The organism is Cryobacterium sp. MP_3.1 (genome assembly GCF_035984795.1).
Taxonomy (GTDB): Bacteria; Actinomycetota; Actinomycetes; order Actinomycetales; family Microbacteriaceae; genus Cryobacterium; species Cryobacterium zongtaii.
In genome coordinates this window covers 21,893-38,044 of the sequence record NZ_JAXCHV010000014.1, presented here as the reverse complement: position 1 = coordinate 38,044, position 16,152 = coordinate 21,893, and the positions used below count along the sequence as shown (strand labels likewise).

At 68.3% G+C, this 16,152-nt stretch carries 21 protein-coding genes; 18 read left to right on the top strand and 3 right to left on the bottom strand.

All coding sequences use genetic code 11. The features are described 5' to 3' along the window. The first annotated feature begins 55 nt into the window (after nucleotides 1–55). The 5 genes from RCH12_RS10705 (at nucleotide 56) to RCH12_RS10685 (ending at nucleotide 3,115) form a co-directional block, all read left to right on the top strand. Nucleotides 56–760 (top strand): hypothetical protein, encoded by a 705-nt coding sequence (locus RCH12_RS10705; RefSeq protein ID WP_327016845.1) that lies wholly within the window; start codon nucleotides 56–58, stop codon nucleotides 758–760. A 105-nt stretch (nucleotides 761–865) separates the two neighbouring features. Then, entirely contained in the window at nucleotides 866–1,132 is a 267-nt protein-coding gene (locus tag RCH12_RS10700) for a flagellar FlbD family protein (protein WP_103431671.1), read from the top strand. After that, nucleotides 1,133–1,945, top strand: a complete 813-nt coding sequence (locus tag RCH12_RS10695; RefSeq protein ID WP_103431672.1) for a motility protein A — start codon at nucleotides 1,133–1,135, stop codon at nucleotides 1,943–1,945. It begins immediately after the preceding gene. Beyond that, a complete protein-coding gene (locus RCH12_RS10690) occupies nucleotides 1,942–2,850 on the top strand; it encodes an OmpA/MotB family protein (protein WP_327016844.1) in 909 nt (302 codons plus the stop codon). Before RCH12_RS10695 ends, RCH12_RS10690 begins: the two co-directional genes overlap by 4 nt. Before the next feature lie 94 nt (nucleotides 2,851–2,944). Then, nucleotides 2,945–3,115, top strand: a complete 171-nt coding sequence (locus tag RCH12_RS10685) for a hypothetical protein (protein WP_327016843.1) — start codon at nucleotides 2,945–2,947, stop codon at nucleotides 3,113–3,115. Between the two features lie 151 nt (nucleotides 3,116–3,266). Here RCH12_RS10685 and RCH12_RS10680 read toward each other — a convergent pair whose 3' ends face one another. Then, nucleotides 3,267–3,821, bottom strand: a complete 555-nt coding sequence (locus RCH12_RS10680; RefSeq protein ID WP_133163851.1) for a GNAT family N-acetyltransferase — start codon at nucleotides 3,819–3,821, stop codon at nucleotides 3,267–3,269. A 36-nt stretch (nucleotides 3,822–3,857) separates the two neighbouring features. On the opposite strand from RCH12_RS10680, the gene RCH12_RS10675 reads away from it, so the two are divergent. Both RCH12_RS10675 and RCH12_RS10670 read left to right on the top strand, forming a co-directional pair. Then, the gene (locus tag RCH12_RS10675) at nucleotides 3,858–4,307 is read left to right on the top strand and encodes an SRPBCC family protein (RefSeq protein WP_103431675.1); all 450 of its coding nucleotides are present in this window, start codon (nucleotides 3,858–3,860) and stop codon (nucleotides 4,305–4,307) included. Nucleotides 4,308–4,373: 66 nt separating this feature from the next. Beyond that, entirely contained in the window at nucleotides 4,374–4,931 is a 558-nt protein-coding gene (locus RCH12_RS10670) for a GrpB family protein (RefSeq protein ID WP_327016870.1), read from the top strand. Nucleotides 4,932–4,980: 49 nt separating this feature from the next. Here RCH12_RS10670 and RCH12_RS10665 read toward each other — a convergent pair whose 3' ends face one another. Then, the gene (locus RCH12_RS10665; RefSeq protein WP_327016842.1) at nucleotides 4,981–5,460 is read right to left on the bottom strand and encodes a MarR family winged helix-turn-helix transcriptional regulator; all 480 of its coding nucleotides are present in this window, start codon (nucleotides 5,458–5,460) and stop codon (nucleotides 4,981–4,983) included. Between the two features lie 40 nt (nucleotides 5,461–5,500). Here RCH12_RS10665 and RCH12_RS10660 point away from each other — a divergent pair, with 40 nt between their 5' ends. The 11 genes from RCH12_RS10660 (at nucleotide 5,501) to csrA (ending at nucleotide 15,029) form a co-directional block, all read left to right on the top strand. Continuing rightward, a complete protein-coding gene (locus tag RCH12_RS10660; RefSeq protein WP_327016841.1) occupies nucleotides 5,501–6,415 on the top strand; it encodes an EamA family transporter in 915 nt (304 codons plus the stop codon). Between the two features lie 32 nt (nucleotides 6,416–6,447). After that, nucleotides 6,448–7,356 carry a flagellar motor switch protein FliM gene (locus RCH12_RS10655; RefSeq protein WP_327016840.1) on the top strand — a complete coding sequence of 303 codons (909 nt, stop codon included), beginning with the start codon at nucleotides 6,448–6,450 and terminating at the stop codon, nucleotides 7,354–7,356. Next, nucleotides 7,353–8,126: a flagellar motor switch protein FliN gene (fliN, locus tag RCH12_RS10650; RefSeq protein WP_327016839.1), complete on the top strand. Its 774-nt coding sequence runs from the start codon at nucleotides 7,353–7,355 to the stop codon at nucleotides 8,124–8,126. The genes RCH12_RS10655 and fliN overlap by 4 nt, the downstream gene beginning before the upstream one ends. Continuing rightward, nucleotides 8,127–8,627 carry a flagellar biosynthetic protein FliO gene (locus tag RCH12_RS10645; protein WP_327016838.1) on the top strand — a complete coding sequence of 167 codons (501 nt, stop codon included), beginning with the start codon at nucleotides 8,127–8,129 and terminating at the stop codon, nucleotides 8,625–8,627. It abuts the gene before it with no gap. Nucleotides 8,628–8,719: 92 nt separating this feature from the next. Next, a complete protein-coding gene (fliP, locus tag RCH12_RS10640) occupies nucleotides 8,720–9,520 on the top strand; it encodes a flagellar type III secretion system pore protein FliP (protein WP_103432110.1) in 801 nt (266 codons plus the stop codon). Then, nucleotides 9,520–9,795 carry a flagellar biosynthesis protein FliQ gene (fliQ, locus tag RCH12_RS10635; RefSeq protein ID WP_088456015.1) on the top strand — a complete coding sequence of 92 codons (276 nt, stop codon included), beginning with the start codon at nucleotides 9,520–9,522 and terminating at the stop codon, nucleotides 9,793–9,795. Before fliP ends, fliQ begins: the two co-directional genes overlap by 1 nt. Then, complete coding sequence (locus tag RCH12_RS10630) at nucleotides 9,796–10,554, top strand: flagellar biosynthetic protein FliR (RefSeq protein WP_327016837.1); 759 nt, start codon at nucleotides 9,796–9,798, stop codon at nucleotides 10,552–10,554. Further along, nucleotides 10,555–11,652 (top strand): EscU/YscU/HrcU family type III secretion system export apparatus switch protein, encoded by a 1,098-nt coding sequence (locus tag RCH12_RS10625; protein ID WP_327016836.1) that lies wholly within the window; start codon nucleotides 10,555–10,557, stop codon nucleotides 11,650–11,652. Then, the gene (locus tag RCH12_RS10620) at nucleotides 11,653–13,704 is read left to right on the top strand and encodes a flagellar biosynthesis protein FlhA (protein WP_327016835.1); all 2,052 of its coding nucleotides are present in this window, start codon (nucleotides 11,653–11,655) and stop codon (nucleotides 13,702–13,704) included. Then, nucleotides 13,679–14,752, top strand: coding sequence for a hypothetical protein (locus tag RCH12_RS10615; RefSeq protein ID WP_327016834.1), 1,074 nt, complete (start codon nucleotides 13,679–13,681; stop codon nucleotides 14,750–14,752). Before RCH12_RS10620 ends, RCH12_RS10615 begins: the two co-directional genes overlap by 26 nt. Before the next feature lie 4 nt (nucleotides 14,753–14,756). Then, nucleotides 14,757–15,029 (top strand): carbon storage regulator CsrA, encoded by a 273-nt coding sequence (gene csrA / locus RCH12_RS10610; RefSeq protein ID WP_088456020.1) that lies wholly within the window; start codon nucleotides 14,757–14,759, stop codon nucleotides 15,027–15,029. 46 nt (nucleotides 15,030–15,075) lie between these two features. Here the strand turns inward: csrA and RCH12_RS10605 are convergent, their stop codons facing one another. Further along, nucleotides 15,076–16,152: a glycoside hydrolase family 130 protein gene (locus RCH12_RS10605; RefSeq protein WP_103431686.1), complete on the bottom strand. Its 1,077-nt coding sequence runs from the start codon at nucleotides 16,150–16,152 to the stop codon at nucleotides 15,076–15,078.

The window sequence follows — 16,152 nt, the reverse complement described above, 5'->3', positions numbered from 1 at the left end:
CCCCGTGCGTTAGCTTGACCTCATGGACGCACGAGCGACCGGCTATGGGGGACAGATGAGAACGGCAGCAGCCAGGGCCACGCGGGCCGCAGCCATCCTCGCCGCAGGTGCGCTCTGCCTGGGCGTTGCACTGGCCCCGGCACCGGGCCCCAGCGAGGCCAGTGACGCGGCGGCACCGTGGCGCGGCACCGAGCACGCCGGAGCAGGGCTCGCCACCGACCATGACGCCATCATGGCTCGGGAGATCTACCCCGGGCACACCCTTGGCGAGCTGAACTACTCGCCTCAAGAGCAGGAATGGGCGCTCTACCAGAAGCCTCTGGGTGACGCCGCGAGTGTCATCGAGACCGAGTTCGCCGACGACTACGCCTACTGCTACTTCGGAGAATCGCGCACCTTCACGATGGGCTTCGCCGGCGATGCGCCGGCCGGGGCGATCGCGGTGCTCGACGCTACCGGTCTGCCATTCACCACCGTCGAAGGACTCGGCTTTTCTGCGACCGAGTACCAGGCCGCCACTGGCGCTGTCTCACGACAGGTCATCGAGGCGCTCGACGAGGCGGGACTGAGGTCGACTGTCGGATTTACGGTCGAGTCGGATCCCACGATTCAGCCCCGAGCCATCGTCGTTTCGATCACGGGTGACGATGCGGCAAGCCGCCAGTCGGGGATGGCCGCTGTCGGCACACCCTCGATCAGCGCGCCATTCTCAGTGACCGTCCTCGAGGGCGGCGGGATGCTCAGCGTGGCTACGTTCTAACCCGCACAGCTCCGGCTCCCATCACGCCCGCTAACGCAACGCAGCGAGCGGCCGACAGTGGTTGTCGACGGCTGCTGGAGTCGTCCGGGAACCAGGGACGGGTCCATGATCGTTGTAACCAGGCTGAACGACAGTCAGTTCGCGATCAATCCCGACCTCATCGAACGCATCCACGTCAACCCGGACACCACCCTCGTGATGGTGGATGGCGCCAAGTTCATCGTCACCGAGAGCCTGGCCGAGGTCATCGAGAAGATCGCGGCCTACCGGGCCCATGTGATCGGACTGGCCTACAGCTCCGGTGACGGTTCCGGCGGCGACCCCGACACCCGGCCGGACGCCGTTGTCCCCCTGCGCCCCCGGAGGATATAGATGGATCCCGCAACCCTGATCGGCATCGTCCTGGCCTTCGGCGCGCTCTTCGCGATGATCACCATCGAGGGCTCGCACATCACCGCGATCCTGCTGCCCGCCCCGATCGTGCTGGTCTTCGGCGCCACCATTGCCGTCGGCGTCGCCGGCGGAACCCTGCGCGACACCGTCAAGGCCATCAAGGCACTTCCCGGCGCATTCCTGGGCAAGACGACCCCGCCTCAGAAGCTCATCGACCAGGTCGTCGGTCTGGCCGAGAAGGCGCGCAGCTCCGGGCTGCTCGCCCTCGAGCAGGAGGCCGACACGATCACCGACCCGTTCCTGCGCGGGGCCCTGCAGAACATCGCCGACGGCACCGATGGTGACGAGTTGCGCATCCTGCTCGAAGACGAGATCGCGACCCGCACCAAGGAGAGCCGCAACGCGGCCAAGTTCTTCACCACCCTCGGCGGCTACGCCCCCACGGTGGGCATCATCGGCACCGTGATCTCCCTCACCCACGTTCTCGAGAACCTCGACACCCCGTCCACCCTGGGCCCCATGATCGCTGCCGCGTTCGTTGCGACGCTGTGGGGGCTCCTGTCCGCGAACTTCCTCTGGCTGCCGATCGGTAGCCGGCTGAAGCGGCTCTCCGACATCGAGGCCGAGCGGATGACCCTGCTCATGGAGGGCGCCCTGGCCGTACAGGCCGGCAGCCAGCCCCGCCTGCTCGGCGAGCGGTTGCAGGCCATGGTTCCCACGGCATCCGCCAAGAGTGCCAAGAGTGCCAAGACCGGCAAGTCTTCGGCCAAACCGCTCAAGAAGGCCGCGTGAGCGGACGCGGCCGGGGCCGTGGCCGTGGCCTCGAGGAGGAACACGAGGAGCACGTCGACGAGCGCTGGATGGCCTCGTACATGGACATGGTCACCGTGCTGATGTGCATGTTCATCGTGCTTTTCGCCATGTCGTCGGTGGACGAGGCCAAGTTCGTGCAGCTGAAGAACTCCTTGGCGACGGGCTTCGGTGCGGTGGATGTGGGCAAGATCGACACCGCGGAGGGCATCGTGGTGCCGGCCGACCTCGTCGACGCCCCGGCGGTGAACCATGATGTCGGCCTCACCGACCTCGATCTCGCCATAGCGGAGGTCAACGACCTCACCGCGGTGCAGGCGGCCATGCAGGCGGCGCTCAGCGCGGTCGGCCTGGATGCCCTCGTGGAGTACACCATCGACGAACGCGGCCTCTCGGTGGGCCTGATCGGGTCGGAGACCTTCTTCGAACCCAACGTCGCCACCCTCAGTGGCCAGGCGGTCTCGGTGCTCGACACCATCGGCCCGGTCCTGGCCGGCAGCCAGCGTGAGGTGTCGGTGGAGGGGCACGCCGATAGGCACGGCGTGACGGTCAACTACCCGACCGACTGGGAGCTCTCCAGCGCCAGAGCCACCCAGGTGCTCCGGAATCTGGTCGAGCGGACCGGAGTAGCCCAGGAGCGGATCGGTGCGATCGGTTACGGCTCCGCCCGGCCGGTGGACACCGGGGACGATCTGGCAGCGATGGCCCGCAACCGAAGGGTCGACGTGGTGCTGCTCTCCAACCAGCCGGACAGCGTGCGCGCTCTGATCCCGTCGGTGCTCAACGGCACGGCGGTGCCAGACGAGACGGCGCCGGTCGAGAGCGTCCCGGCCCACAGCAGCGACAAGACCGGCACGAACAAACCCGAGGTCAGCTCCGGCCACTGAGGTCCCGGAATCCGCCTCCGGCTGGGCAGCGTCCGCCCAGGAACAGGCTTGCCCGGATAACCTTCAATTCCAGGCTCCGTCAGGAAGGTCCCTCATGGCCGACGACAAGACCGTTCTGAAGACCAGCGCTGGAGTTGCAGCGCTCCTCACGCTGTTCCGGTCTGAAACCACGCTCTTCCCGTCCCACACGGCGATTGTGCTCGAAGCTACGGCTATTCCTTCCGCCGCGACCCGGCAATTCGATGTGGGACCTCGCCGGGATTGAGTCCATCGACGGCGAGTTGCTGGTTCAGACGGCGGTCGATGCAATCACACTGCCCGTGCCCCGACGGTGAGGCTGGCAGCCGCAGCAGCACGATGGTCGAGACCCCTCACGCGCAGCACATTCTCTCAGTGAGCACCGGTGAGACAGGTACTCACAAGACGCGTCCGTAGATGACGACGTCCAGCCTGTCGGCGCCGATCGGCAACGCCTGACGAAGAACTCCTTCTCGTTCGAACCCGAGCCGTTCGGCAACGGCAGCGCTACGTGTGTTACCCACCGCCGTCCGAATCTCAATGCGGCGAACAGCAACGGATTCCGCGTGCTCGATCATCCGGGCACAAGCGCGAGTCACTACCCCGCGCCCCTCTGCTTCTTCGTCGATCCAGTAGCCAAGCTCGGCAGTGTGCAGATACGCATCGATTTTCAGAGATACCGATCCGACGGCCGTGTCGCCGCGCAGAATCATCCCAGGCACTGCGGACCCTGTGGCGAACAGTTCGAGCTGGAATTGTGTATACGCCGCGGTTCCCTCCAACGTCTGCTCGGTCTGAGCCCATGGCTCCCACTCCCGGAGTCGATCGAGGTTTTTGAGGGTGAGATCACGCATCTCCGTGACGCTGTCCGCGGTGCGCAATACCAGCGCATAGCCCTCACCCAACTCACCGAAGTTCATTGCTCCAGCCTCCCGCACCGAGATCGAATTCACCAGGCACGTCTTCGCCGCGCTGATAGATTGTGCGCCATGTCGGTTTCGTTCGAATGCGCCACAGAGTCGGTGCTTGCTCCGGAACGCCTCTTCGATCTCGCACGGGACATCACCGCTCACACGGATTCCATGTCGGGGTTCCGGGAGACGGCGGTCGGTGGTGTCCGCAGTGGGTTGATCGGCCTCAACGAGGACGTCACCTGGCGTGCGTGGCACTTTGGGCTGCCTCTGCGAATGACGAGTCGGATCACCGCGATGAGCTCGCCGCGGAGCTTCACTGATGAACAGACGCACGGGCCGTTTCGCTACTTCACCCACGAGCATGTATTTCGCCCGCACGGAAAAGGCACTCTCATGATTGATCGGGTGTCGTTTGCGGCGCCCCTGGGGCTCCTTGGTCGGGTAGTTGAACGCGTGGTGCTCGCCGACTACATGCGGAAACTGATCGAGCAGAGAAACGCGTTTCTGCAGAAAATCGTCCGCTAGGTGTGCCGCGACCGAAGTGCGTCACAACGCCGGAATTTCGAGGGCGAGAATGTCCCTGTGAGCAGAATGCGCGAGCCGCGGCGTCCCGATGTCACGACCGTCGAGCTGGTCGGGGGAGCCGAGGCGCTCACACTCCAGCTGCACCCCTATGACGAGCGCTGGGCCGGCACATATCTGGAACACCGGCGGCGGATCAGCGACGCCCCCACGGTAGGGGAGATCGGGATCCAGCACATCGGTTCCACCTCCGTGCCCGGACTGGCAGCCAAGCCGATCATCGACATCGTGGTCACGGTGGACGACATCACCGCTGAAGAGGACTACCTGGATGCGCTGCTGGACGCCGGATACGAACTGCGGGTCCGCGAACCGAGACATCGTCTCGTGCGCACGCCGGCACGCGACGTGCATGTGCACCTCTTCGAACACGACGATCCTGCCGTGGACGACTACCTCCTCCTGCGTGATCATCTCCGTACTGATGCGGAAGACCGCTCCCTCTACGAGAACACCAAGAGGGAACTGCTCAGCACGCGGTGGGACGACATGAACGACTACGCCGATGCCAAGACTGAGGTCATCATGGCCATCAAAGCGCGAGCGAGGGCGGCGCGCGCCCGCTGATGCCGGGTCAGCAGGTCCGGAACGGGCCGAGGGGTTCCCGCCGGAACAGTCACTCCGAGGGGGCGAGTCGAGCCAGGAGATCAGCGAGGGTCTCCCGCTCGGTTGATGTGAACAGGGAAAGAATCCGCTCCTCGGCCGCGAGGTGATCGGGGAGAACCCTGTTCAGCAGCTCATGTCCGGGGTCCGTGAGCTGCACGAGTTTTCCTCGACCGTCATCGGAGCTGGGTTTCCGGGTGATGAATCCCGCGGCCTCCAGGCGGTTCAAACGCTGCGCTACGGCGCTGCTGGAGATCATGCTGCTTGCGGCCAGCGCTGCAGGGCTGATCCGATACGGTGCACCCTGACGCGCCAGAGTCGCCAGGACGTCGAAAGTGGCGGAATCGATGCCGTGCCTTGCAAAGGTCGCCGAAAGCCGCGCATCCACTATCGCGGCTGCACGACTCAGACGTCCGATCACGGCCATCGGTGACGGATCCAGATCGGGTCGTTCAATGCGCCACTGCTCGATGATGCGGTCAACATGATCCATGAACTCAGCTTATAGCTAAGGACTTAGCTAGTATTGCTAAGTGCTTAGCAAACGAATGTCTCTCGTCCTGGTCACCGCTGCCGCGCCCGTGATGTGGGGCACGACGTATTACACATCGACCACTTTTCTCATTGGGGGACACCCCCTCCTCACCGCCACTCTGCGCGCGCTTCCCGCGGGTGTCGTACTGCTCGGCGTCTCGCGCCAGCTGCCACACGGGGCGTGGTGGTGGAAATCGGCCGTACTGGGCATTCTCAATATCGGTGTCTTCTTTGCGCTGCTGTTCGTTGCGGCAGAACGGTTGCCCGGCGGTGTCGCTGCGGTCGTCGGCGGCATCCAGCCGCTGCTCATCGCGGTGCTCGCATCCGGCGTGCTCTCTGAACGCGTGGGGAGCAGAGTGCTTGTCGCCGGTGCAGGAGGGTTCGCCGGGGTCGCGCTTATCGTGTTGCGCTCTCAGGCTGGCCTCGACCCCATCGGAGTGGCCGCTGCGATCGGGGGCGCGGTCTCGATGGCGATTGGAGTGGTGCTCACCAAGAAGTGGTCTGACGGTCAGTCGCCTCTGGTCACCACCGCGTGGCAACTGCTCGCCGGCGGGCTCTTCCTTGCACTGTTGACCACCGTCCTTGAGCCCCTCCCGGCGCTCGCCCCTTCGCTGAGCAACATTGCCGGCTACACGTATCTCTCGCTCGTCGGTACTGCGCTTGCCTACCTGCTCTGGTTTCGCGGCATCAAACTGCTGCCCACCCACATCCCGGCATTCCTCGGCCTGCTCAGCCCCATCGTCGCGCTGACCATCGGGCTTGCCGCCGCCAACGAGACCCTGACCTGGATCCAGGGCGCAGGCGTCGCGCTCGTTTTCGCTTCCGTCACAACGGTCGTCAGTCCTTCCCGTTGCAGCCCGACGAAGCTAGGAAAGAAACGGCTTTGGCATCGGCAATTTTGCCGATGCCGCTAACATCCGTTTCCGACCGGCCGATAGTGCCAGTCGTGACGGTCCAGGAACACATCAGCACCGGCGTGCCCGGAAAACCCGCGCGCGCGGTGGAAGTCTACGACTTCAGCCGGCCGACGACGCTGGCCCGTGACCACGCCAGGGTGCTCGAGCTGGCCTTCGAGACCTTCGCCCGCCAGTGGGGCACCCAGCTCACCGCCCAGGTGCGGGTGATCTCCCAGGTCACCTGCGAGCAGGTGGTGATGAGCGGCTACGACGAGTACGCCGCTTCCCTCCCGGCCACCACCACCATGGTGCTCTGCACCGTCGAGGGCCTCGAGGCGCAGGCCGTCCTTCAGTTCCCGTCGGCCGCGGCGCTGTACTGGGTCGCCCACATGCTCGGCGGCACCGGGATGCCCGGACCGCCGGAGCGCCCGTTCACCCAGATCGAACAGGCCCTCGTCCGCCGGCTGATGGACGACGCGCTCGAAGACCTGCGCTACTCGCTCGGTGCCCTGCTCATCCTGCCCATCGCGGTCGGCGGCATCCAGTACAACTCCCAATTCGCGCAGGCCGCGGCCACCTCCGACCTGATGATCGTGGCGTCCTTCGTCATCAGGGTCGGCGACAAGACCACGGCGGCGACCCTCGCCCTGCCCGCCGAGGCGCTGCTTCCCCAGCTCGGCGAGCCCGGTCCGCCGGTGTCGGCCACCCCGCCGGTGGATCTGCTGCGCGCCCAGCTCGGCTGGGTGCCCGTCGATGTCTCGCTGCGCCTGGCCCACGCGCGGGTGCTGCCGAGCGCCATCCTGGCCCTCGCCGTCGGCGACGTCCTCGCGATCCCGCATCCCACCCACCGGCCGCTCGACCTGGTGGTGGATGGCCGCACTCTCGCCCGAGCCGCCGTCGGCGCCACGGGTTCCCGCCTGGCCTGCATCATCATCGACACCGAGGAAAAGACTCCATGACGATTCATAGCCCCGCCTCCGCCCAGTCACCGTCAGCCGCGCGCGGCACCGGGGTTCTCGGCTCCGGGCTCTCCGACGGCGTCGCGGTTGCGGCTGTCGACGCCCTGCTCACGGTGCTGCCCACGCCCACCGTCCTCACCGCGACGGCCGGGTCCGGCGCCGTCGTCGTGGGCCGCACCGGGGGAGTCGTGCACGGCGCCGTGGTCGCTTCCTTCGTCGGTGCCACCTCCGCCGACCTCGCCGTGGTCCTCGCCGATCCCGGCTCCCTCGACGCGGCGGCCGGCGCCGAGAGCGGTCTCGTCTCGCGGGAGGACATCATTCGCCCGGCGCTCGAGCGTGCCGCGGGCGTCCTCGGTCTCGGCGTGCTGGGCGACGCCCGGATCGACGACGCCACGACGCTGTTCCTCGACCCGGAGACCGTGGTCTTCGACCTCGTCGGCGACGGCGTCACCGTCGGGTGGTTCGCAATCCGCCTGCGCCGGAACGGCACGGCCGCCGCGACCGGCGAACGCACCGTGGTCGGCAACCTCGGCCGCATCAACAGCGTCGAGATGGCCCTCACCGTCGAGATCGGCCGCACCCGGATGACGGTACGCGACGTGCTCGCCCTCGAGCCCGGCGCCGTTGTCGAGCTGGACCGTTCCGTCGGATCGCCCGCCGACATCCTCCTCAACGGCCGGCTGATCGCCCACGGGGAGATCGTCGTCGTCGACCAGGACTACGCAGTGCGGATCACCAAGATCCTCGACGTCGCCGAGAGCCTGACCTAGGTGGACACCGTCGTCGTCGCCCTGCGAGTGATCCTGTCCCTGGCCGTGGTGCTCGGGCTGCTCTGGGTGCTGCAACGACGCCTGAACCGCGGCGCCGGGGCGCGCGCCAACAACGTGGTCACCGTCGTGGGCCGGCAGGGAATCGGCCAGAAGGCATCCGTGGTGGTGGTGGATGTCGACGGCCGCCGCTTCGTGCTCGGTGTCACCGAGCAGGCGATCAGCGTGCTGCACGACGCCGAGACCGACCGGGACGCCGCCCGGGCGAGCCGGCCGGTGCGGGCCGGTACCGGCAACGATCGGTCGGCGGTGGCGTTCGCCAGGTCGCTGCACGCCGCATCCGGTGGCCCGACCCTCGTGCCGCTGGACACCGACTCGTCGGCCGATCCGACGCTCACTCTCCGTCCGCGCCGGGACCGCAGCGCCGGCGGCCGGCTCGGCGGCTCCATCCTCTCGCCGACGACCTGGCACCAGACGGCCGCCCTGCTCCGGCCGGGCCGGTGAACACCACGAGCCACTCCCTCGGCCGTCACGAGCTCGCGTCTCACGCCGCCGCGGTGAGAGAGAAGCGCCTGCGGCTGGCACGCGTCGTCATCATGGCGGCGCTGGTGCTCGTGATTGTCGGTGCCCTGCAGATCCTCGTCGCCTCGACCGGGCACGCGGCGCAGCTCACCGAGCCGATCGCGCCCACCGACCCGGCCACCCCCACACCGGCCGCCACCCCCGGCGCCGGCCTGACCGTGGAGATCAACGGTCCGAACGGGGCGCCGTCCTCGGCCATCGTGACCCTGATCGGCATCACGCTGCTGTCGGTGGCGCCGGCGCTGCTGCTGATGATGACGTCGTTCACCAAGATCTTCGTGGTGCTCGCCATGACCCGCAACGCCCTCGCGCTGCCGTCGATCCCGCCGAACCAGGTGCTCGCGGGGCTGGCCCTGTTCCTGTCGCTGTTCATCATGTCGCCCATCCTCACCGACATCAACACCGACGCTCTGCAGCCCTACCTGAACGGGTCGATGACCTTCGACGACGCCGTCACGACGGGGTCGGAGCCGCTGCGCACCTTTATGCTCGCGCACACCAGGCAGGAAGACCTCGCCCTGATGGTGCGCGCGTCCGACCAGCCCAACCCGGCCAACCCCGCCGCGGTGTCGCTTCTCACCCTGATCCCCGCGTTCATGATCTCCGAGCTCCGCGCGGCGTTCATCATCGGCTTCGTGATCTTCATCCCGTTCCTGGTCATCGACCTGGTGGTGTCGGCGGCGCTGATGTCGATGGGCATGATGATGCTGCCGCCGGTGATGATCTCGCTGCCGTTCAAGATCCTGCTCTTCATCCTCGTCGACGGCTGGGGCCTGGTCATCACCACCCTGGTCAACAGTTACCGGGGTGGCTGATGGACTCCAACGCCGTCCTGGACATCGGCCTGCAGGCCATCGTCGTGTCCGCCAAGCTCTCCGCGCCCATCCTGATCACCGCTCTGGTGGTCGGCTTCGCCATCTCACTCGTGCAGTCGATCACGCAGATCCAGGAGGTGACGCTCTCATTCGTGCCCAAGGCCATCGCGGTCTGCTTCGCCATGCTCATCTGCGGGCACTGGATGATCTCCGAGATCGTCTCGTTCACCACCAACCTGTTCGACAAGATCCCCGGCCTGATCGGCGGAGGCTAGGTGAACATCACCCTGGACTTCGCCTGGCTGGAGGCGGTGATGCTGGCCGGGGTGCGCATGGTCGTGTTCCTCGTCATCGCGCCGCCGTTCTCGTTCAACGCGTTCCCGCTGCGCATCAAGGGCATGCTCTCGATCGGCCTGGCCCTGGCCGTGGCCCCCAGGGTGGTGCCCGGCTACGTGTCGCCGGACACCGGCGGTTTCATTCTCGCGCTGCTGCTGGAGATCGTCGTCGGCGGGGTGCTCGGCTTCCTGGTGCTCGTGGTGTTCTCCGCGATCCAATCGGCCGGTAACCTCATCGACCAGTTCGGCGGTTTCCAGCTGGCCCAGGGCTTCGACCCGCAGTCGATGGTCAACGGCGCCCAGTTCACCAGGCTCTACCAGATGACCGCGCTGGCGCTCCTGTTCGCCTCCGGCGGCTATCAGCTGATCCTGGGCGGCCTGGCCCGCTCGTTCGCTGCGCTGCCCGTCGGCGGCGGCATCGACCTCGCCGTGCCGATGCAGGCGATCACCGGCGCCGTCGGCCAGATGCTGCTCGCCTCGGTGCAGATAGCCGGCCCGCTCATCGTGGTGCTGTTCCTCGCCGACGCGGGCCTCGGCCTCCTCACCCGGGTGGCCCCAGCGCTCAACGCCTTCGCGCTCGGCTTCCCACTCAAGATCCTGATCACGCTCACCCTCGGCGCCGCCGGGTTCATGGCCCTGCCCGGCATCGTCGCCTCCCTCACCGACGACGCCGTCGCCGGCATGTGGGGGGTGGGCTAGATGAGCGACTCCGGCGAACGCACCGAACAGGCCACCGAGAAGCGGATGCGGGAGGTGCGCTCCAAGGGCCAGCTGGCCCGCTCGCAGGACCTCACCGCCTGGGTCGGCATCGGCGCGGCCGCGGTGATGATGCCGATGACCATCGAGGCCGGCGCCGCGGCCGGTCGGGCGCAGCTGTTCGACATCCGCGCCGTGGCCGAGAACCCCGACCCCGAGCGGGCCCTGCACCTGCTCGGCGAGGGGCTGGGCGCCATGGGCGGCATCCTCACGCCCATGCTCGCCGTGGTCTGCGTGGCGGTCCTGGCGGGATCTGTCGCGCAGGGCGGCATCCACGTGAAGAAGATCGCCGGAAAGTACGATCAGTTCAACCCGGTCACCGGGCTCGCCCGCACCTTCGGCACCCAGGCGCTCTGGCAGGGCGTGAAGGCCCTGCTCAAGACTATCGTCGTCGGCGTGGTGCTCACCTCGGTGATCCAAGGCCTGACCCCGGTGCTGATGACCGCGGGGGGCCTGCCGGTGAATGTGCTGATCGGCGCGGCCGGGGTCGGCACCGCCGCGCTGGTGCAGTCGGCGGTGATCGCAGGGCTCGTGCTGGCCGCCGCCGACGTGATGGTCGTGATGCGGCGGAACCGCAAGCGCACCCGGATGACCAAGAAGGAGGTCACCGACGAGCACAAGAGCTCAGAGGGTGACCCGATGATCCGCTCGCAGCGTCGCGCCCGCCAGCTGGCGATGAGCCGCAACCGCATGATCGCCGCCGTCGCCACCGCCGACGTCGTTCTGATCAACCCCACCCACTTCGCCGTCGCGCTCCGGTACGAGCCCGGCAAGTCCGCACCCCGGGTCGTCGCCAAGGGCGCCGGGGTGATCGCCGCCCGCATCCGCGAGCAGGCCGAGACCGACACCGTGCCCATCGTGAGGGACATCCCGCTCACCCGGGCGCTGCACGGTGCCTGCGAACTCGGCCAGGAGATCCCGGTCGAGCTGTACAACGCCGTAGCCCGGGTGCTCGCATTCGTCCTGGCCCTGAAAACGCGCGGCTCCCGGGCCGGCGTGCACACCATGACCCAACCCTTTCGTTCCTCGGAGGCCACCTAAGTGAACAGCACGCTCGCAAAACTCGCCGTTCCCATCGGGGTGGTCGGCATCATCCTGCTGCTGGTGGTGCCCATCCCCGCCGGGCTGCTCGACGTTCTCATCATCGTGAACATCCTGCTCGCCCTGGTGACCCTGCTCACCACCATGTTCGTCAAGAAGCCGCTGGACTTCTCGGTGTTCCCGTCACTGTTGTTGGTGGCCACCCTGTTCAGGCTCGGCCTCAACGTCGCGTCCACCCGGCTGGTGCTGGGCGAGGGCTACGCCGGCCAGGTGATCGCCTCGTTCGGCCATGTCGCCGTCGGCGGGTCCATCATCATCGGCGCCGTGATCTTCCTGATCCTGGTGGTGATCCAGTTCGTCGTGGTCACCAAGGGCGCCGAACGCGTCGCCGAGGTGGGCGCCCGGTTCACCCTCGACGCCATGCCCGGCAAGCAGATGGCCATCGACGCCGACCTCAACGCCGGCCTGATCACCGATGTGCAGGCCAAGGACCGGCGCGCAGAGGTCTCCGCCGAGGCCGACTTCTACGGTGCCATGGACGGCGCCTCCAAGTTCGTCAAGGGTGACGCCATCGCCGGCCTGATCATCATCATCATCAACCTGATCGGCGGCATCGCGATCGGCATGCTGCAGCGGGGCATGGAGGTCGGCGACGCGCTGAACACCTACGCCCTGCTCACCATCGGCGACGGCCTGGTCACCCAGATCCCCGCCCTGCTGATGGCCGTCTCCACCGGCATGATCGTCACCCGCTCCAACGCCGAATCCGACATCGGCGCCACGGCATCGGCCCAGCTCACCCAGTCCCGCACCGCCCTGATGATCGCCGGTGCCGCCGCGATCCTGATGGCGCTGATCCCGGGCATGCCCATCATCCCGTTCATCATCGTCGGCGCCGGGCTGATCGTCATCTCCCAGCGCATCAAGGGCAACGAGGCCAAGGCCAAGGCCGGAGCCGCCGCGGCGGCGGCCGTGGAGGGCCTCGCGCCCCGGTCCGACACCGCCGAAGACCTCATCGAGCAGATGCGCGTGCACGCCCTGGAGATCCAACTCGCCCCCGACCTCGTCGACCTGGTCTCCGGGGCCTCCGACGACCTGCTCGCCCGGGTGCGGGCACTCCGCCGCAAGGTCGCGATCGACCTGGGAATGGTGGTGCCACCGGTGCGCACGAGGGACAACATCGACCTGCCGCCGTCCACCTACGCCATCCGCATCGCCGGCGTCGAGGCCGGCCGCGGCATCGCCCCGGCCGGCAAGGTGCTCGCGCTCGGTGACAACCTGGAGTCCCTGCCCGGCACCGCGACGGTCGAGCCGGTGTTCGGCCTGGTCGGCAAGTGGGTGCCGGGCGAAATGCGGCCCCGCGCCGAAATGGCCGGCGCCACCGTCATCGACAGGGTCTCGGTGCTCGTGACGCACCTGTCGTCCATCATCACCGGCAACGCCGCCCGGCTGCTCACCCGCGAAGACGTGCGGGTGCTCACGGATGGCGTCCGCCAGGTCAGCCCGTCGGCCGTCGACGACCTGATCCCCGGCCTGCTGTCCCTCGCCGAGGTGCAGCGGGTGCTGCAGGGGCTGCTCGCCGAGCAGATCCCGATCAACGACCTGCCCCGCATCTACGAGGCCCTGTCGGTGCGGGCCAAGGTGTCCGGCGATCCCGAGGGCCTCATCGAGGCGGCCAGGCAGGCACTCGGTCCCGCACTCACCGCGCTGTACCTGGACGGCGCGGTGCTCCGGGTGATCATGATCGAACCCGGGCTGGAGCAGTCCATGCTCGAGGGCATGCGCCCCAGCGACCAGGGCAGCCAGATCCTGCTCGACCCGGTTCGGATCGACGCGATCCTCGGGTCGCTCCGCACGGCCATGGCCACCGTCGAGGCGAGCGGCCTCACCGCAGTGCTGGTCTGCGCGCCGGCCCTGCGCCCGGCCATCCGCCGCCTGGTGTCCGCCCAGGCCGGCGGCCTGCCGGTGTTGTCCTACGAGGAGGTCACCTCCGCGCGGGTCGCGATCGAGACCGTGGGGGTGGTCCGTGGAACCGAGACGATTGCGGCTTGAGGGCGCCACCCTGCCCGAGCTGCAGGCCCGGGTGGTCGCCGAGCATGGCGCCGGTGCCCGCATCATCGCGGCCGAGCAGGTCACCGTGGGCGGCATCCGCGGCTTCTTCGCCAAACGCCACATCGAGGTGACCGTTGAGGTGCCCGCGGACGATCCCGCAGACGTCCTCGTGGCGGTCCCATCGGGCCGCCGGCGCGCAGCACACAGCCGCGACGAGCTCAGCACCCGGCTCGGCATCGCGGCACTGCTCGACGACGCGGATGATGCCGAGTCGGTGTTGCACGGCGACCGGGCAGCCGGGCCGACCGTCGGCGGCACCCCGAGCGGCGCCGCTTCGACCGGCCCCGCTTCGACCGGTGCCGCCCCGGCCCGGCGCCACGCCCGCCAAGCCGCGCCGTCAGCGGATGTCGTGTCGACGGACACTCCGGACTTCGCCCGGCTGATGGACGAGCTGACCTTCGCGACGTCCCCCGCCCGCGCCGCCCAGCCCGTGGCCGTGCCGACGCCGGCGCCCTGGGCTGCCGTGGCGCCGACCGACGCCGCGGCGGCCGCCGCACCCCAGGATGCGGTGCAACTCACCCCGGGGGCGCCGCGAATCCTGGCCGGCCCCGGCGACCTGGTCCTGCTCCTGGGGCTGCACGACGATGTCCTCGAGGCCGCCCGGCTGCTCTCCAACGGACCCACGGCACCGATCTTCGACGCCACCGACCACGCCGTGACCGACCGGCGGTCGGCCCTCGCCGCGCGGGCCAGGGGAGTGGAACGAGGCCGCGGCATCCTCGTGGTCCAGGGCCTGCCCGCCGGTCCCGTGGCCGCGCTCGGCGCCGACCAGGTCTGGGCCGTGGTGCACGCCGGCCGCAAGCCCTCGGACACCGCCCGTTGGGTGCGGGACGCCGGAGCCGACGTCAGCATCGACGGCATCGCGGTGCTCGGCATCGAGACCACCGCCACCCCGGGAACCGTGCGGGAACTAGGCCTGCCGATCGGCTGGCTCGCCCCTGCGCCGGCGGCGTCCGCCGGGCCGTCTGACCCGTTCGCGATAGGCTGAGCGGATGCTGGTTCTCACGCGCAAACAGGGGGAAAAGATCCTCATCGGTGACGACATCGTCATCACCGTGCTCGATGTCCGCGGCGACAGCATCCGCCTGGGCGTGGATGCCCCGCGGGGCATCTCGATCCAGCGCGCCGAGATTCTCAAGGCCGTCACCGAGGCCAACCTCGAGGCCAACCTCGCCGCGGACCGGGACGACCAGGTCGCGGCCGACCAGCTCAAGTCGAGCCTGGGCCTGCTCCCCGCCGCCCCGCCGCCGCCGGCCCAGCCCTAGCCCGAGCATCCCGAGCCGAACCGCCGCCAACTGTTGCTCGCGGGGCCTACTCGGCGGCGCGGCGGTCGAGCCTGGCCACGCCGATCTTCGAGTCGGCCATGCCGTAGAACACGTAGAGCTGCCCGTCGATCTCCTCGATCGCGGTGGGGAACACCACGTTGGGCACGATGCCGCTGGTCTCGTCGGCGGTCTCGGCCTTCAGTAACGGTTCGCTCGTGCGGCTGAGCACGATCGTGGGGTCATCGGCGTCCAAGATCATGCCCCCGGCGGCGTAGTTCACCTTCTGCTGCTGATCGAACGCCTTCGCGAGGATGCCCGTGACGCCGTGGTGCAGCAGCAGCCAGCCCTCCGGCACCCGCAGCGGCGCGGGGCCGCCGCCGATCTTGAGCTCCTCGAAGGCGAACTCGGGTCCGGCCAGAAACCGGTGCCCGCGCCAGAAGGTCAGCGCCGAGACATCCGCCAGCGCGTCGGCGACGGGCACGTAGCTGATCCAGATGCTCTGTCGCTGGTCGGTGACGCCGGCCGGCACCCGGATGCCCTCACCGGGCTTGGTCTCGTCCAGGTCCCACATCGGCCGGTGCAGTACCGCAAAGCTCTCCACACCGTCCGGCGCGGTGACGGGCTCGGGGAAGAACACGGTGTCCTTGTTATGGAACAGGTTCAGGTCCATGTCCAGGGCCTCGTCGTACGCGAACAGGGCCGGGCCGAGCCGCCGCCAGTCGCGCAGGTCCTCCGACACGGCCACCGCGGTGCGGGGACCCAGCGGTCCGTAGGCCACGTAGGTCATCACGTGGAGATCGAGCCGTGGCACGAAGGTGACCCGGGGGTCCTCGACGCCGGCGTTGTTCGCCCCACGCTCCCAGCCTCGGTCGGGCGCGAGGACCACGCCCTCACGCTCGACGCCGGTGGGAACGCCGTTCTCGATGATCACCCTGGCCAGCCCCACCCTGGACACGTTGCCAGAGGCGACCAGCCGGGGGAGCAGGTACAGGGTGCCGTCGGGGGTGTGCCCGGTGCCGGGATTGAGCACGCCCTCCGCTTCGAGTTCGTTGCCCTCCTCAGGCGTCATGATGACGCCCATCCTGGTGAGGGTGTACGGAAATTCTGTCGTGGTGGAGCTCAT

What these genes read in the sequence shown, in the direction of transcription:
- RCH12_RS10705 (WP_327016845.1), top strand. Translation starts at nt 56, where the DNA reads ATGAGAACGGCAGCAGCCAGGGCCACGCGGGCCGCAGCCATCCTCGCC.
- RCH12_RS10700 (WP_103431671.1), top strand. Translation starts at nt 866, where the DNA reads ATGATCGTTGTAACCAGGCTGAACGACAGTCAGTTCGCGATCAATCCC.
- RCH12_RS10695 (WP_103431672.1), top strand. Translation starts at nt 1,133, where the DNA reads ATGGATCCCGCAACCCTGATCGGCATCGTCCTGGCCTTCGGCGCGCTC.
- RCH12_RS10685 (WP_327016843.1), top strand. Translation starts at nt 2,945, where the DNA reads ATGGCCGACGACAAGACCGTTCTGAAGACCAGCGCTGGAGTTGCAGCG.
- RCH12_RS10675 (WP_103431675.1), top strand. Translation starts at nt 3,858, where the DNA reads ATGTCGGTTTCGTTCGAATGCGCCACAGAGTCGGTGCTTGCTCCGGAA.
- RCH12_RS10670 (WP_327016870.1), top strand. Translation starts at nt 4,374, where the DNA reads ATGCGCGAGCCGCGGCGTCCCGATGTCACGACCGTCGAGCTGGTCGGG.
- RCH12_RS10665 (WP_327016842.1), bottom strand. Translation starts at nt 5,460, where the DNA reads ATGGATCATGTTGACCGCATCATCGAGCAGTGGCGCATTGAACGACCC.
- fliN (WP_327016839.1), top strand. Translation starts at nt 7,353, where the DNA reads ATGACGATTCATAGCCCCGCCTCCGCCCAGTCACCGTCAGCCGCGCGC.
- fliP (WP_103432110.1), top strand. Translation starts at nt 8,720, where the DNA reads ATGGCGGCGCTGGTGCTCGTGATTGTCGGTGCCCTGCAGATCCTCGTC.
- fliQ (WP_088456015.1), top strand. Translation starts at nt 9,520, where the DNA reads ATGGACTCCAACGCCGTCCTGGACATCGGCCTGCAGGCCATCGTCGTG.
- RCH12_RS10625 (WP_327016836.1), top strand. Translation starts at nt 10,555, where the DNA reads ATGAGCGACTCCGGCGAACGCACCGAACAGGCCACCGAGAAGCGGATG.
- csrA (WP_088456020.1), top strand. Translation starts at nt 14,757, where the DNA reads ATGCTGGTTCTCACGCGCAAACAGGGGGAAAAGATCCTCATCGGTGAC.
- RCH12_RS10605 (WP_103431686.1), bottom strand. Translation starts at nt 16,152, where the DNA reads ATGAGCTCCACCACGACAGAATTTCCGTACACCCTCACCAGGATGGGC.